Annotated in this window: 11 protein-coding genes; 6 read left to right on the top strand and 5 right to left on the bottom strand. The window is 56.6% G+C overall.

Annotated features, from left to right (window positions below):
* The first annotated feature begins 62 nt into the window (after nt 1–62).
* Nucleotides 63–2708: a membrane or secreted protein gene (locus tag H9I52_RS05315; protein ID WP_187452979.1), complete on the top strand. Its 2646-nt coding sequence runs from the start codon at nt 63–65 to the stop codon at nt 2706–2708.
* 140 nt (nt 2709–2848) lie between these two features.
* Here the strand turns inward: H9I52_RS05315 and H9I52_RS05310 are convergent, their stop codons facing one another.
* Together H9I52_RS05310 and H9I52_RS05305 are read right to left on the bottom strand one after the other, a co-directional pair.
* Nucleotides 2849–3301 (bottom strand): c-type cytochrome, encoded by a 453-nt coding sequence (locus H9I52_RS05310; protein WP_139513601.1) that lies wholly within the window; start codon nt 3299–3301, stop codon nt 2849–2851.
* Between the two features lie 8 nt (nt 3302–3309).
* Complete coding sequence (locus H9I52_RS05305) at nt 3310–4593, bottom strand: PQQ-dependent sugar dehydrogenase (protein WP_187452978.1); 1284 nt, start codon at nt 4591–4593, stop codon at nt 3310–3312.
* Nucleotides 4594–4914: 321 nt separating this feature from the next.
* Between H9I52_RS05305 and H9I52_RS05300 the strand changes: the two genes are divergently transcribed.
* Nucleotides 4915–6072, top strand: coding sequence for a sigma-54-dependent transcriptional regulator (locus H9I52_RS05300; protein ID WP_187452977.1), 1158 nt, complete (start codon nt 4915–4917; stop codon nt 6070–6072).
* Nucleotides 6073–6219: 147 nt separating this feature from the next.
* Here the strand turns inward: H9I52_RS05300 and H9I52_RS05295 are convergent, their stop codons facing one another.
* On the bottom strand, nt 6220–6558 hold the full coding sequence (locus H9I52_RS05295; protein ID WP_222940405.1) for a hypothetical protein: 339 nt from the start codon (nt 6556–6558) through the stop codon (nt 6220–6222).
* A gap of 144 nt (nt 6559–6702) precedes the next feature.
* The gene (locus H9I52_RS05290) at nt 6703–7704 is read right to left on the bottom strand and encodes an acyl transferase (protein ID WP_187452976.1); all 1002 of its coding nucleotides are present in this window, start codon (nt 7702–7704) and stop codon (nt 6703–6705) included.
* A 125-nt stretch (nt 7705–7829) separates the two neighbouring features.
* Here H9I52_RS05290 and H9I52_RS05285 point away from each other — a divergent pair, with 125 nt between their 5' ends.
* Complete coding sequence (locus tag H9I52_RS05285; protein ID WP_187452975.1) at nt 7830–8384, top strand: hypothetical protein; 555 nt, start codon at nt 7830–7832, stop codon at nt 8382–8384.
* Nucleotides 8385–8465: 81 nt separating this feature from the next.
* On the opposite strand, the gene H9I52_RS05280 is transcribed toward H9I52_RS05285, so the two are convergent.
* Nucleotides 8466–10880 (bottom strand): alpha-ketoacid dehydrogenase subunit alpha/beta, encoded by a 2415-nt coding sequence (locus H9I52_RS05280; RefSeq protein ID WP_187452974.1) that lies wholly within the window; start codon nt 10878–10880, stop codon nt 8466–8468.
* 372 nt (nt 10881–11252) lie between these two features.
* Here H9I52_RS05280 and H9I52_RS05275 point away from each other — a divergent pair, with 372 nt between their 5' ends.
* The 3 genes from H9I52_RS05275 (at nt 11253) to H9I52_RS05265 (ending at nt 14071) form a co-directional block, all read left to right on the top strand.
* Nucleotides 11253–12038: a DUF1573 domain-containing protein gene (locus H9I52_RS05275; protein ID WP_187452973.1), complete on the top strand. Its 786-nt coding sequence runs from the start codon at nt 11253–11255 to the stop codon at nt 12036–12038.
* 177 nt (nt 12039–12215) lie between these two features.
* Nucleotides 12216–13343 carry an alanine dehydrogenase gene (gene ald, locus H9I52_RS05270; RefSeq protein WP_139513613.1) on the top strand — a complete coding sequence of 376 codons (1128 nt, stop codon included), beginning with the start codon at nt 12216–12218 and terminating at the stop codon, nt 13341–13343.
* A 128-nt stretch (nt 13344–13471) separates the two neighbouring features.
* On the top strand, nt 13472–14071 hold the full coding sequence (locus H9I52_RS05265) for an SMI1/KNR4 family protein (protein WP_187452972.1): 600 nt from the start codon (nt 13472–13474) through the stop codon (nt 14069–14071).
* Nucleotides 14072–14087 lie beyond the last annotated feature (16 nt).

The following is a 14087-nucleotide window of genomic DNA, read 5'->3' as shown; positions in this document are numbered from 1 at the left end:
ACTTCGGATGCGGCGGCCGTTTTTGTGCCTGCGTAGTGTTACTTCGCGTAAACGTTTCGCCTATGCTCTATTCTTTCCCCGCTTTTCTCGCTGGCACTTGGCGCCGGATGAGCCTCACAGTCAGCCTGGTGCTGGCCTTTCTGCTGACACTAGGCGCTAGCCAAGCGAAGGCACAAAGCCCACCGCCCGCCAAAGCCGATGTGTACATCGATAAGGCCGGGGTGCTGCGCTGGCAGGGCAGCAAGCAGGAAGTGGCACTGTTTGGGGTAAATTATACGGCTCCTTTTGCTTACTCCTACCGGGCGCATCAGAAGCTGGGTGTGAAGCTGGAGCAGGCCATTGATCAGGACGTGTATCACCTTTCGCGACTAGGCATCGATGCGTTTCGCCTGCACGTCTGGGACGTCGAAATCACGGATACGCTGGGCAACTTGCTGGCCAACGAGCACCTGCGCCTGCTCGATTACCTGATTCAGCAGCTCAAGCAGCGGCACATCAAAATCGTGCTCACGCCCATTGCTTACTGGGGCAACGGGTATCCGGAGCAGGACACGCTAATGACCGGATTTTCAAGCATTTACCCAAAAGGGCGTGCTTATAATAATCCGCGCGCAATCAAGGCGCAGGAAAACTACCTGACGCAGTTTCTGAACCACCGCAACCAATATACCGGCCAGCTCAACCGCGAAGATCCGGATATTATTGCCTACGAAGTCTGCAACGAGCCGCACTACCGTCAGCCGGAGTCGGAGGTGACCACGTTTATCCAGCGGATGGTGCAGGCCATGCGGGCTACGGGCTACCGCAAGCCCATTTTTTACAACCTGGCCGAAAGCCCTTCGGTGTCGAATGCCATCCTGAGCAGCCCCGTGGACGGCTTTACGTTTCAGTGGTACCCCTCGGGGCTCGTGAACGGCCATACCCTGCGCGGTAACCCGCTGCCGTACGTAAACCAGTACCCGATTCCGTACCGCCAAGATTCGCGCTTCACCAGCAAGCCACGGTTGGTGTACGAGTTTGAATCGGCCGATATTTTGCAGCCGCTGATGTACCCAATGATGGCCCGCAGCTTTCGGGCCGCCGGTTTTCAGTGGGCCACGCAGTTTGCTTATGACCCATTGGCCCTGGCTTACGCCAACACCGAATACCAAACGCATTATCTAAACCTCGCCTACACGCCCGGTAAGGCGCTGAGCATGCTAATTGCGGGCAAAGTGTTCCGTCAGGTGAAGCGCAACCAGCAGTTCCCGGCCTTCCCCGCCGATTCGGTTTTCAATGATTTTCGAGTGAGCTACCGCGCCGGAGTAAGTGAGCTGAACACGCCAGAGGAATTTTTCTATACCGGCACCACCACGTCCAAGCCCCGCAAGCCAACGGCGCTGCGGCGTGTTGCGGGCACAGGTTCTTCAGCAGTAGTGCGTTACGAAGGAACCGGCGCCTATTTTCTCGATCGGCTGGCTCCCGGCATTTGGCGCTTGGAGGTAATGCCCGATGCCATCGCCGTACGCGACCCGTTTGCAACGACCTCCCTACGCCAGCCCGTTACGCGCATCGTTTGGAACACCCAGCCGCTGCGCCTGACGCTGCCCGGATTGGGAAATGATTTCGCAGTACGCGGCCTGAACGAAGGCAACAGCTTGCAAGCCCAGGCAGCCGACGGCACCGTGCGTTTGCGTCCTGGCGTGTACGTAGTGGCAGCCCGCGGCAAAAACACGACGGCTTTCACCGCTCAAACGACACTTGGCGCTATCAAACTAGGTGAGTTTGTGGCCCCGCCGCCCACGCAACTCCCTGTGCAGGTGATGCATACGGCGCCGATTCAGGTGCAAGCCGGGCAACCGGTTACCCTGCGCGCCACCGTAGCCGGCGCCGAAGCCGCCGACTCGGTGCTACTGGTGGCGCAGCATTTCTACGGCCAAACCCGCACCCTTCCGATGCGTCGCCTTACCCTTACCTCGGCCGAAGCCACGGTGCCCGCCGACTTGCTGTATCCTGGCTTGCTGCGCTATTGGGTGGTGGTGAAGCACAACGGCCGGAACACCACTTTTCCGGGTAGCTTCGCGGGCAGCCCGCGCGACTGGGACTACGCCCCGCGCGAGCACTGGGAAGCTCCTATTGTGGCCACGGGCACTGCGTTGCCGCTTTTCCGCGCCGCGCAGGACCAAGCTCAGGTGGAAGCCGGAGGCATTACGGGAGGCGGCTGGGCCGATTACGTTACCGGCAACGACGGGCAATTGGCGCTGCGTCTGCGGCAAAGCCCACCCCCAACAGGAGATAACGCCCCCGCACCTGATCCGGCTGCGCCCGCTGCTTTCCTGCGCGCCTATTTCGGCGACCGGCTCGCGACGCGCACCCCTGACGCGAGCAATTTCCGGGAGGTTGTGGTGCGCGCCCGGCGCGGTGCCGGCGCCGGCCAAGTTCGGCTCGTGCTGATCACCCGCGACGCGGCCGCTTACGTGGCAGATGTCGAACTGAGTGGCGAAATGCAGGAAGTACGGGTTCCGCTGACGGCCTTCCGGCTGGGTTCGCAGGTGCTGTTGCCACGGCCTTATCCGGGTTTCTTACCGCTTACTTTCCAGGCGCCGGGACCGGCTGCGCTGCCGCTGGCTCAGGCAGAAGTGCTGCAAGTGCTTCTCGACAGAGCAACGTCTGCTCCTGCCGGCACAGAACGACCCTTTTTGGATATTGAATCGGTGTATCTGCGATAAGCAAAGCAGCGGCTAATAACCAGAAGAGGCCCTTTACACAAGTAATTACTAGTCAATTACTTGTGTAAAGGGCCTCAAGCGTATCTGTTATCCTTCGCTCGGCTCAAGAAGACAGTGTGGAGAGAAACTTCTACTCTAGGTTACTTCTTATTCGCGGCGCGGATGGCTTTGACTTCCGGCGCTTTCACGGCGACGGCTTTGTTGCCGAAACTATTGCGCACATAAGTCAGGACGTCGGCGATTTGCTGGTCGGTGAGGTCGACTTGCGCGGGCATCACGTTGGAATACGGTTCGCCATCGACGTCAACGTCCTGCAAGCCGTTGAGCAGTACTTTCACCAGGCGCGTTTTGTCGCCCAGCACATAAGTAGTTTTGATAAGCGGCGGGTTCATGTTCTGCACGCCACCGCCGTCGGCTTGGTGGCAGCTTAGGCAAACCTGCGTGTATACCTGTTTGCCGCGCGTAATCGACGCCGCTAAGTCGGCGTTTGCGGCGGGGGCTTTCGGCTTGGGTTTCGGAGCCGGTTTCTTTTGGGCGCTGGCCGATGCCGCAAAACAAGCGAGCAGGGAGCATAGCAGCAGAAATCGCTTCATGGAGAGCACTACTTTTTGGCGTAAACAATGCGGTAAATCGTGCCCTTCGCGTCGTCGGTGACGTAGAGCGAGCCGTCGGGGCCTTGCGCGAGGCCGCACGGGCGGTGGTCGGCGCGGCCGGATGCCAGCTTCTCGGGTGAGCCCGCAAAGTTGTCGGCAAACACTTCCCAGTTGCCAGATGGCTTCCCATCTTTAAACGGCTGAAACACAACAAAATAGCCTGCCTGCGGCTCGGGAGCCCGGTTCCAGGAGCCGTGGAAGGCGATGAAAGCGCCGTTGCGGTATTTCTCGGGGAACATGGTGCCGGTATAAAACAACAGGCCATTGGGTGCCATATGGCCCGGATAAGCGGCGGCCGGATCGATGAATTTGCTGTCGGCCTCTTTTTTGCCGTCGCCGCCGTATTCGGGCGCCATGATTTTCTTGTGCTGCACCTGATCGTAATACATGTAAGGCCAGCCGGCGTTATCGCCTTTTTTGAGCGCATACATGCATTCGGCTGGCAGTTGCGCCGACTGCTTGGCATCGTAGAGGTTTGGGAAAATATCGTGCAACTGGTCGCGGCCGTGCTGCATCACAAAGAGCTGATTGTCTTGCTGATTCCAGTCGAGACCCACCACGTTGCGCAAGCCCGTTGTGTAGCGCACACCGTCTTTGTAGGTTTGGTTGAGCTTGTTGGCTTTGAACTGCCAAATGCCGCCGGCCGAATCCAAAATTGGGCAATTGGCGATGCCCAGCGAGCCTTTCTGGCGGTCTTGCTGCTGACACGAGTTCGAGTAGGCCCCGATATTGACGTACACGTTGCCGTCGTTGTCGAGCACTACCGATTTGCTTTCGTGCTGCTTCCGGTTGATCAGGCCGGTGATGATTTTCTCGGGCTGATTGGGGTTCGCTACCTCACCCTTTTCGTTGAGCTTGTACCGGTACACTTCCTCGTCGGACGACGCGTACAGGTAGCCGTCCTTGCTGTACATGCCCGTACCGCCGTAGTTGCCAAATCCGCCGACCACATCGGCCTTACCAGTGCTGTTGGTGCGCAACACCAAAATGCCCTTGCCTTCTTTGTTGGGCCGGTTTAGCTTGACGTAGATGTTGCCTTGCGGCGTTACGGTCAGGTGGCGCGGGCGGGCGCCGGTTTCGGCCACTTTCAGGGCGCCAAAGCCAGCGGGGAGCTTCAGCCCCGCGTTGTCGGCGTCGGGCACTACCTTGCTTTCATTGGTCAGGGCGTATAGCGACAGGCTCCCGACAAGGGCCGTCGAGAGCAGCAGGTAGCGGGCTACGTTGTGTTTCATGGGTTGAGGCTGGTTCAAGAAACCTGGTTTTTACGGTGAAATTCGGGCAGAAAATCCGGGGCCAAGGGCGCCGCGTAGGTTTGCGTAACGAGGCAAGGCACCTCAGTGGCATAACAGATTACTCTTCGTGGCGTTAGGCGTTGTACCTACTTCATTCAGCAGCCTGAGGTTGCGTCTTTCTGAAACAGCGCCTGCGCTTCGGAGCGGCGAATATATCAGTTGTATGCTACTGCGCAGGTTTCACCGCGTATAAGTACAACGTACTGCTTTTCGTTACCTTCGCTCCTCTCTGAGTCCGCACCTAGCTTCTTATTTCCGCTCATGCCCAAAATTCTCATTATCGACGACGAAAGAGCCATCCGCAACACGCTGAAGGAGATTCTGGAGTACGAGAACTACACCGTAGATCAGGCAGAAGACGGCCCCACCGGCCTCGACATGCTCATCAAAGACAAATACGACGTGGTGCTCTGCGACATCAAAATGCCCAAAATGGACGGCATTGAGGTGTTGGAGCGCGCCCAAACGCTGGCTCCCGACGCCGCCTTTATTATGGTCTCGGCGCACGGCAGCATCGAGACGGCCGTGGACGCTACCAAAAAAGGCGCCTACGATTTCCTGCAAAAGCCACCGGATCTGAACCGCTTGCTCGTAACGGTGCGCAACGCCCTCGACCGCACCAAGCTTGTGGCCGAAACCAAAACGCTGAAGAAAAAGGTCGCCAAAAGCTCCGAAATGGTGGGCTCGTCGCCCGCGCTGGAGCAAGTGCGCAAAGCTATTTCGAAGGTAGCCCCCACCGATGCCCGTGTGCTCATTACCGGCCCCAACGGAGCCGGCAAGGAGATGGTGGCCCGCCAACTCCACGAGCAAAGCAACCGCAGCAACGGCCCGATGGTAGAAGTCAACTGCGCGGCCATACCCTCAGAACTCATTGAGAGTGAGTTGTTTGGCCACGAAAAAGGCTCGTTTACTTCGGCTATTAAGCAGCGCATCGGCAAGTTTGAGCAAGCCCACGGGGGCACGCTCTTCCTGGACGAAATCGGCGACATGAGCCTTTCGGCGCAGGCCAAAGTGCTGCGCGCCTTGCAGGAAAACAAAATCACGCGCGTAGGCGGCGAAAAAGAGATTTCGGTGGACGTGCGCGTGGTGGCGGCGACCAACAAAAACCTGTTGCAGGAGATTGCCGAACGCAACTTCCGCGAGGATTTGTACCACCGCCTGTCGGTAATTCTTATTCAAGTGCCTGCCCTCAACGACCGCCGCGAGGACATCCCGGATCTGGTGCAGAAATTCCTACAGGACATCGCCCGCGACTACGGCAACAAGCCCAAATCCATTGATGCCGCTGCGTTGGAATACCTCAAAGGCCTCGATTGGCGCGGCAACATCCGCGAGCTACGCAACGTGGTCGAGCGCCTCGTCATCATGAGCGACGACACTATTACTGCCGAAGACGCCAAGGTGTTTTCTGGCAAGTAGCAGCCTTTTCTTCGCATACAGTAGATAACACAAAAAAGCAGCGCCAGAATCTGTAGATTCTGGCGCTGCTTTTTTGTGTTACTAATTGCAACGGCCAAAGTTTGCCGGTAATGAGCATATTTTACTAAGTCAATCCCATTACTTGCTTTACTCTTTTGGAATGTAATTATTGTGAAAAGCACCTGTGCCTTTCGCATCAAGCCTGCCAACAATTACTTGGTCTGAACTTTTTGATAATTCAATTCCCGGCCTTAAATGATAATGTTCTCTTGCCCCAATTGGCAAGTACCTATCATCTACTTTTTCTTGATTTAAGTCAGCAATTTCTATTAGAAGTTTTGCAAAAGATTTCAGCCCTTCTGGAGTTCCGTGGATTAGCACTTCGTCCCATTTAATTATTTCTCCATCATCTTCTACTTCATTGTGAGAAATAACAATGTCTAAAGACCCTTCGATTTCGTTTCCTTTCGTTCGCTTGTATTTCATTGCTTCCTCTGTATTTAAGGCTGGCTCTACAAAACAGCACTTCACGGCAGTATTATCGAGAGTCCAGCTTCTTTCCTTTCGAGAAGATAGCTATAGTCCGTCGAGTTTGCAGAACATGGTATTGCTATGTCCCTTTGCTAGCAACTACGCCATCTGGTTACAGCCGCGGATATCGGAGTTGTCCATGCGGCCGAGCACTTCAAAAGAGCCATCGGGGTGTTGGCGGGCAAGGTCTTTGGTTTCGATGAAAGCGCAGCTGTCCACGTTGGCCAGGTCGATGACGTTGATGGCGCCATCGGGGCGGGTAGTGGAAACAGCAAACGGATCGGACGGGTCGCGGAGCAGCACACGCAGCTGCGGCGGGCTGTGAAAACGGCCGTCGCCGAGGCTGTAGGCCTGCGAGAGCAGCTCCGTCATGCCATACTCCGAATGAATGCCCGCCGGGCCAAAAGCCTGCTTAAGCTCATCGTGCAACTCCTCGCGAATCATTTCGCGCCGCCGCCCTTTCATGCCACCGGTCTCGAGCACGGTAAGATCCTGTAATTCAGACGCGTTGCCGTAGGCACTAACTAAATCAAGCAGAGCATACGAAACGCCAATAAGCATAATCCGGCGCCCTGATTCGCGTTTGGCTTGCGCCAGGGCTTGCAACAACGCCGCGTGATCGTGCAGGAAAAATGCCACCTGCGCCTGCCCCGATTGCTGCGCAAAGTATTCCACCATCGCCACCAACGACGAGTTGCCTTGCTCCAGGTACGAAGGCAACAACGCCAGAAACGTCCAGCCGGCGAGTGGGCCGTAGTATTGCTCGAAGATACGGGCCGCGTTTTGGCGGTACAGCTCCGGCTCGCGCACGCTGTGACGGCTGCGCTGTTGTAGGGTCGTGCCGCTGCTCAAAAACAACTCCTGCGGGGCCCATTCTTGCGGGTCGGTGCGCACGTCGTGGGTTTTGAAAAACTCTATGGGCAAAAACGGAATCTCGGTTACGGAATTGACCTGGCTGGCCTTGCGGCCCAACAGCGTCAGGTATTCGCGGTACGGCGGGCAATGCACTGCCTGATACCGGAAGAGCCTCAGCGCCAGGGCGTCAGCATTTGAATCGTGGATAGAAAACAGATCGCGCAGGTATTCGTCGCGGAAACTCATTAGCAGGTAGCGTGGTTAGCGAAGTGATATAACAAATGCGGCGGCGCTTCGTTGAGAATTTGTACCTTTCTTTGGAGCACAATGGTTAGCCTATTAGCCGTAAACACCGCTTTATCCTTACCGATATGACACCCATTCGTACTCTTTCTATCTGCGCCATAGTTGCCCTGGTAGGCGCTGCGGTTACGTCTTGCATCGAGCCACCAAATTATCCCGATGAGCCCAGCATCGAGTTTAAAAGCATTCAGTCGCAGCGCGTTGATAAGATTACGGGTACTTACGACACCATTACGGTAAGTGTCAATTTTAAAGATGGAAACGGGGATCTGGGGTTGAGCAGCGACGAGAAAAACCCGCCTTACAGCGACCGCGACAGCCAAGGCAAAGTCAACATCTTCAAAGACAACTATTTCTTTGAGCCCCAGATCTACAATGAGTCAAGCAAAGCGTTTGAGCCCATTGCGTTACCCAACCCCGACAACAATTACAACAGCCGTTTTCCACGCCTGGCCCCCGACAACCGCTCGGCCCCGCTCAAGGGCACGTTGAGCTTTGGTCAGAAGTTTTTTGTGGGCACCTTTCCGCCCGGCGCTACCGTGCGTTTTCAGGTTAGCATTGCCGACCGCGCCCTGCACGTGAGCAACAAGGTCACGACCGACCCGATTATTATTCCGCGCTAAGAACACAAGCGCCTGCGCTTTCCTTCATAAACAAGGCCCGTCCGGATGAACATCCAGACGGGCCTTGTGGCTTTTGGTGGCCTAATAAATAGCAGGAAAGCGCTTAGGATCAGCTTCTTGCATCACCTCGTACACCGTATCGAACACATCTTCCACGTTGGGCTTGCTGAAGTAGTCGCCGTCGGAGCCGTAGGGCGGCCGATGCGGCTGGGCAGCCAAGCAGCGCGGTTGCGAGTCGAGGTAGCGGTACGCCTGCTGGTCGTCGAGGACCTGCTGCATCATGTAGGCCGTAGCCCCGCCGGGCACGTCTTCGTCGGCGAAGAGAACACGGCTGGTTTTGCGAACGCTATCGGTGATTACGTGCTGCAAGTCAAATGGCAGAAGCGTCTGAACATCAATCACTTCCACTGATACCCCAACTTCGGCTAGTTGCTTGGCAGCATCCATCACAATACGGCACATGGAGCCATAGGTCACCACCGTAATGTCGGTGCCTTGCTGCAACACTTCGGGCACACCGAGCGGCACCGTGAATTCACCTACGTTAGCAGGAATGCGCTCTTTTAAGCGGTAGCCGTTCAGGCATTCGATAACCAAAGCGGGTTCGTCGGCCCGCAGCAGGGTATTGTAGAAGCCAGCAGCCTGCGTCATGTTGCGGGGCACGAGTACGTGCATGCCGCGGATGCTGTTGAGTATCATGCCGATAGGCGAACCAGAATGCCACACGCCTTCTAGCCGGTGTCCGCGGGTGCGCACAATCAGCGGAGCTTTCTGACCTCCCTTGGTGCGGTATTGCAGGCAGGCCACGTCATCGGAGAGAATCTGGATGGCGTACAGCAGGTAGTCGAGGTATTGAATCTCGGTGATGGGCCGCAGCCCGCGCATAGCGGCCCCGATGCCCTGCCCCACAATGGTGCATTCGCGGATGCCCGTGTCGGTCACGCGCAGTTCGCCGAACTTCTCCTGCAAGCCCGCAAACGCCTGATTGACATCGCCAATGCGGCCTACATCTTCGCCAATGGCAAAAATGCTCGGGTCGCGGCGGAAGTTGGCATCGAAGCAGGCTTGCAACACTTCGCGTGCATCGACTTGCGGCGTGTTCGGTGCAAACTCGGCTTTCACCTCCGGAATGTTGAGCACCGACTGCTCACTTTGGCTGTAGAGGTAAGAATTGTAGCGATCGGAATTCTCGGCCAAAGCCTGCTCCAGCCATTGTTGCAGGTCGCGGCGGGCGGCGCTACGCTGCCCGCGCACGAGGCGCAACGCCCGGCGCACCGTCCGCACAATATCGGCACGTATGGGCGCCGTGTTGTGGCGAAGCTGCTCTACCATTTCGCTCAAAGCGCCTTCCTGCCCATCTTCGGCCACGAGCTTTTGCAACATGGTTACCGCCTCGTCACGCTCTTGCTTAATGGGGTTAAAAAACGCTTCCCAAGCGGCCAGACGAGCCTGTTTTACAACCTCTTTTGATTCGGCTTCGATTTGCTCCAGCTCATCTTCGTTGGCGTAGCCTTCGGTGAGCAGCCATTCGCGCATCTTACGCAGGCAATCGTGCTCTTCTTCCCACGAAAGGCGCTCCTTGCTCTTGTAGCGCTCGTGCGAACCCGAAGTACTATGTCCTTGAGGCTGAGTTACTTCTGTAACGTGAATAAGTACCGGCACGTGCTGCGTGCGGCACAGCTCAGCGGCGCGCTGGTACGTTTCTACCAATGCCGGATAATCCCAGCCGCGCACCACAAAAATCTCGAAGCCCTGCTGGCCTTCGCCTTCCCGCTGAAAGCCTTTGAGAATTTCAGAAATGCTTTGTTTAGTTGTTTGATATTCAGCCGGAACCGAGATTCCGTAGTGGTCGTCCCACACGCTTATTAGCATCGGGATTTGCAGAACGCCGGCCGCATTAATGGCCTCGAAAAACATGCCTTCCGACGTGCTGGCGTTGCCAATGGTACCGAAAGCCACTTCGTTGCCATTGACCGAAAACTGCTTAAACTCGTGCAACTCCGGGTTTTGCCGATATAGCTTTGAAGCGTAGGCCAAGCCCACCAAGCGCGGCATCTGGGCGGCCGTGGGCGAAACGTCGGCCGAGGAGTTTTTCAACTCAGCCAAGTTCTTAAAGTTGCCGTCGTCGTCGAGCAGGCGCGTGGCGAAGTGGCCGTTCATGCAACGGCCACCGGTGGCCGGGTCCGCCTCAATGTCGGTATGGGCGTAGAGCTGCGCAAAGTATTGTTGCAGCGTCAGTTCGCCAGCAGCAAACATAAAGGTCTGGTCGCGGTAGTAGCCCGCGCGAAAGTCGCCGACGCGAAAGGCATGGGCCATGGCCAGCTGCGGCACTTCTTTGCCGTCGCCGAAGATGCCAAACTTGGCCTTGCCCATGAATACTTCCTTGCGCCCCGCGAGCGAGGCCTGGCGGCTTTCCCAGCCCAGGCGATAGTCACGAAGCAGATCTTCTTTGCTGAGAGCGGCAGCGGCCGCTACTGCGGTTTCGGCGGTGGGCATAGGTGGTTTGGAGGGAAAAACGAAAAAAGGAAACGCCCGGCAAAAGCCGGCTGGGTGGGTGGGTGCACAAAAGTACGTAAAACCGCCCGTCTGGGTCCAAGCTGCCTTATCGGCTGCATTCACAGAAGCGCTGCGCTTGCGAGTGAAGCTTACATCGGGCTAGTGTAAGCACCAACACCACCCTTTTGCATCTATTTGATAATCAAATAGATGCAAATCGAACCTTACGCCTCCGGTACAGCTAATCCCAACGACTACTGCCGAATAAGTTACCTGCTTACGTGCGCCAACGGCTGTCGAAAGCCTTATATTTGTGAGCGTCGCTGCTACAAGGCGCCTCTGGTTTGTTTTGCTGCTTAACTGCTTTGCGTGATGACTAAATCTTTTACTTCGCTGTTGCTGGGCTTGGCGTTGGTGCTGGCTCATTTTGGGGCGAGCGCCCAAGGCGTTATGACCTTCGAAAAAGATGCGCACGACTTCGGCAACGTGCCCGAAGGCACCATGGCTACGCACGAGTTCAAATTCAAAAACACGGGCAACCAGCCGGTTGTAATTGCCAACGTGCAGGCTTCCTGCGGCTGCACCACGCCCGACTGGACCAAAACCCCCATCATGCCCGGCAAAACCGGCATGGTGAAAGCCGTGTACAGCAGCGCCGGACGGCCCGGTATTTTCAACAAAACCGTGACCGTCACCAGCAACGCCGCCTCGCCGAGTGTGGTGCTGTCGATCAAAGGGAATGTGCTTACCAAAGACGAAGTAAAAAAGACGCTCACACCCGCTCAGATAGCCGCTTCACCGCGCCTGACGCTCGATCGCGGGGTGCATGATTTTGGCAAGATGGAGGCCGGCCAGCAGCCCGTAGCGCGCTTCACAGTGAAGAACACCGGCAAATCGGATTTGCTGTTAGGGGCTTTATCCTCGCCCTGCTATTGCGTAGGCTACAAAACTGTACCACAGCCCGTTAAGCCCGGTGAAAGCGCTCAAGTAGAGCTCGTTTACAGCCAGCGCAAACTCGGGCCGGCCACCGACGAAGTAACCATCACGTCCAACGACCTAAGCGGCGACGCCAAACTGACGCTCAAAGCCAACGTCGTCCGCGACCTCAACGCGGCCAGCATGGTCAAAGAAAGCGGCTCGGTAGTACCGTTTAAGTAGAACTACCTGCACCAACAAAAAGCAAAAAGCACCGGGCCAACGCTCGGTGCTTTTTGCTTTTTGCGCGAGATGGTTTGCAAAACGGCGAACTGATTTCATGCCGCAGCCGTTGGCATTGTCTATATTTGCACCCGTTTTTCAGCTAGTATTTTCCACCACCCACTCTCAATTTTTGCCATGGTAATCGGCGTTCCGAAAGAGATCAAAAACAACGAAAATCGCGTGGGCCTCACGCCTGCCGGCGTAGCGGAGCTGCGCAAGCACAACCACACCGTTTATGTGCAGGCCACTGCGGGCCAGGGCAGCGGTTTTCAGGATGCCGAGTACGAAGAAGCCGGGGCCGTAATTCTGCCTACCATCGCCGACGTGTACAACCAGGCCGAGATGATTGTGAAGGTGAAAGAGCCAATTCGGGAAGAGTACAGCCTGATCAAAGAAGGCCAGTTGCTGTTTACGTACTTCCACTTTGCATCTTCCGAAGACCTCACCCACGCCATGATCGAGCGCAAGGCTACTTGCCTCGCCTACGAAACCGTTGAGCGCGCCGACCGCAGCCTACCCCTGCTCATCCCGATGAGCGAAGTAGCTGGCCGCATGGCTCCCCAGGAAGGTGCCAAATACCTCGAGAAGCCCCTGAAAGGCCGCGGCATTCTGCTAGGCGGCGTGCCCGGCGTGAAGCCAGCGCATGTGCTTGTGTTGGGCGGTGGCATTGTAGGCACGCAGGCGGCAAAAGTAGCCGCGGGCTTGGGTGCGCAGGTGACCGTAATGGACATCAACCTGAACCGTCTGCGGGAGCTTGACGACATCATGCCGAAGAACGTGGTGACGCAGTATTCCAACGAGTACAACATTCGCGAAGCCATCAAAACGGCTGATCTCGTGGTGGGTGCCGTGCTGATTCCGGGTGCGAAGGCTCCCCACCTCATCACCCGCGACATGCTCAAGACCATGCGCCCCGGCACTGTGCTCGTGGACGTAGCCGTGGACCAAGGCGGTTGCATCGAAACCTGCAAACCCACGACTCACGAAGACCCTACTTTCATCATCGACGACGTAGTGCATTACTGCGTGGCCAACATGCCTGGTGCGGTGCCTTACACCAGCACGCTGGCCCTGACCAACGCGACGTTGCCTTACGTGGTGAAGCTGGCCAACCTCGGCTGGCAGGAAGCGTGCCGCAAAAACGACGATCTGCGCCTCGGCCTGAACGTGGTAAACGGCGAAGTCGTCTATAAAGGCGTTGCCGAAGCCTGGAACTTGCCGCTGGTGAGCGTTGAATCCGTAATGGAAGCCGCGCACGCGTAAGCAGCGCGAGCCGTTATCAAAAAGCCTTCCCGACTATGCATCGGGAAGGCTTTTTTGCTCTCAGGCAGTGTATTGGTAAGCCATACTAGCCTGTACATATCTTATTGATTAACATATCTTTACCTTTTATGAAGGGAGTCCTTTATACTGGCGAATCCATTACTGACCTGGTTACTTTTACGCTACTACCGTCTTTCTTGCAACAGTTTTTGCTCGAGCAAAACGGCGTGGTTGCGTACTTCGGTGGCCTGCACATTCGGGGTTGCTGCCAGAAGCCCGCGTGGCACTCGCTGGCCGCAGTTTGGAAAGGCGAGCGGGCGCTGCACAAAGTGTATGCGGCGGTCAAACCGACGGACGTGCCTTTCGCGCAGGACTGCGTGGGCAACCAGTTTTTGCTGCGCAACGATGCCGTGCTTTTCCTGGATACCGAAACGGGCGAAATCGCCGATCTGGACGTGGACTTCAAGCATTTTATGTTCGGAATAGAGAAGTTTCCGGTGGATGCACTGGGGCTGGAGCCACTGCAAAAGTTTCAGCAGCAGGGCGGTTACTTGCAACCCGGCCACCTGCTGAGTGTATATCCTCCGGTGTGTATCAAATCGAAGGAAGAGCGCAAGCTGAAGCCCGTGCCGGCCACCGAACGGCTCGCTTCCTTGGCCGATTTCTACCGCCAAATCAAAGACTTGCCCGACGGTCAATTCCTTCGCCTGAAGCCCTCTCAGGACTAGCCCCGAACGATCCATT

The sequence above is a fragment of the Hymenobacter sp. BT491 genome (assembly GCF_014349165.1).
Classification (GTDB): domain Bacteria; phylum Bacteroidota; class Bacteroidia; order Cytophagales; family Hymenobacteraceae; genus Hymenobacter; species Hymenobacter jejuensis.
The sequence above is the reverse complement of the archived record's forward strand: the minus strand, read 5'-3'. Positions and strand labels throughout refer to the sequence as shown.

What these genes read in the sequence shown, in the direction of transcription:
- H9I52_RS05315 (WP_187452979.1), top strand. Translation starts at nt 63, where the DNA reads ATGCTCTATTCTTTCCCCGCTTTTCTCGCTGGCACTTGGCGCCGGATG.
- H9I52_RS05310 (WP_139513601.1), bottom strand. Translation starts at nt 3,301, where the DNA reads ATGAAGCGATTTCTGCTGCTATGCTCCCTGCTCGCTTGTTTTGCGGCA.
- H9I52_RS05305 (WP_187452978.1), bottom strand. Translation starts at nt 4,593, where the DNA reads ATGAAACACAACGTAGCCCGCTACCTGCTGCTCTCGACGGCCCTTGTC.
- H9I52_RS05300 (WP_187452977.1), top strand. Translation starts at nt 4,915, where the DNA reads ATGCCCAAAATTCTCATTATCGACGACGAAAGAGCCATCCGCAACACG.
- H9I52_RS05295 (WP_222940405.1), bottom strand. Translation starts at nt 6,558, where the DNA reads ATGAAATACAAGCGAACGAAAGGAAACGAAATCGAAGGGTCTTTAGAC.
- H9I52_RS05290 (WP_187452976.1), bottom strand. Translation starts at nt 7,704, where the DNA reads ATGAGTTTCCGCGACGAATACCTGCGCGATCTGTTTTCTATCCACGAT.
- H9I52_RS05285 (WP_187452975.1), top strand. Translation starts at nt 7,830, where the DNA reads ATGACACCCATTCGTACTCTTTCTATCTGCGCCATAGTTGCCCTGGTA.
- H9I52_RS05280 (WP_187452974.1), bottom strand. Translation starts at nt 10,880, where the DNA reads ATGCCCACCGCCGAAACCGCAGTAGCGGCCGCTGCCGCTCTCAGCAAA.
- H9I52_RS05275 (WP_187452973.1), top strand. Translation starts at nt 11,253, where the DNA reads ATGACTAAATCTTTTACTTCGCTGTTGCTGGGCTTGGCGTTGGTGCTG.
- ald (WP_139513613.1), top strand. Translation starts at nt 12,216, where the DNA reads ATGGTAATCGGCGTTCCGAAAGAGATCAAAAACAACGAAAATCGCGTG.
- H9I52_RS05265 (WP_187452972.1), top strand. Translation starts at nt 13,472, where the DNA reads ATGAAGGGAGTCCTTTATACTGGCGAATCCATTACTGACCTGGTTACT.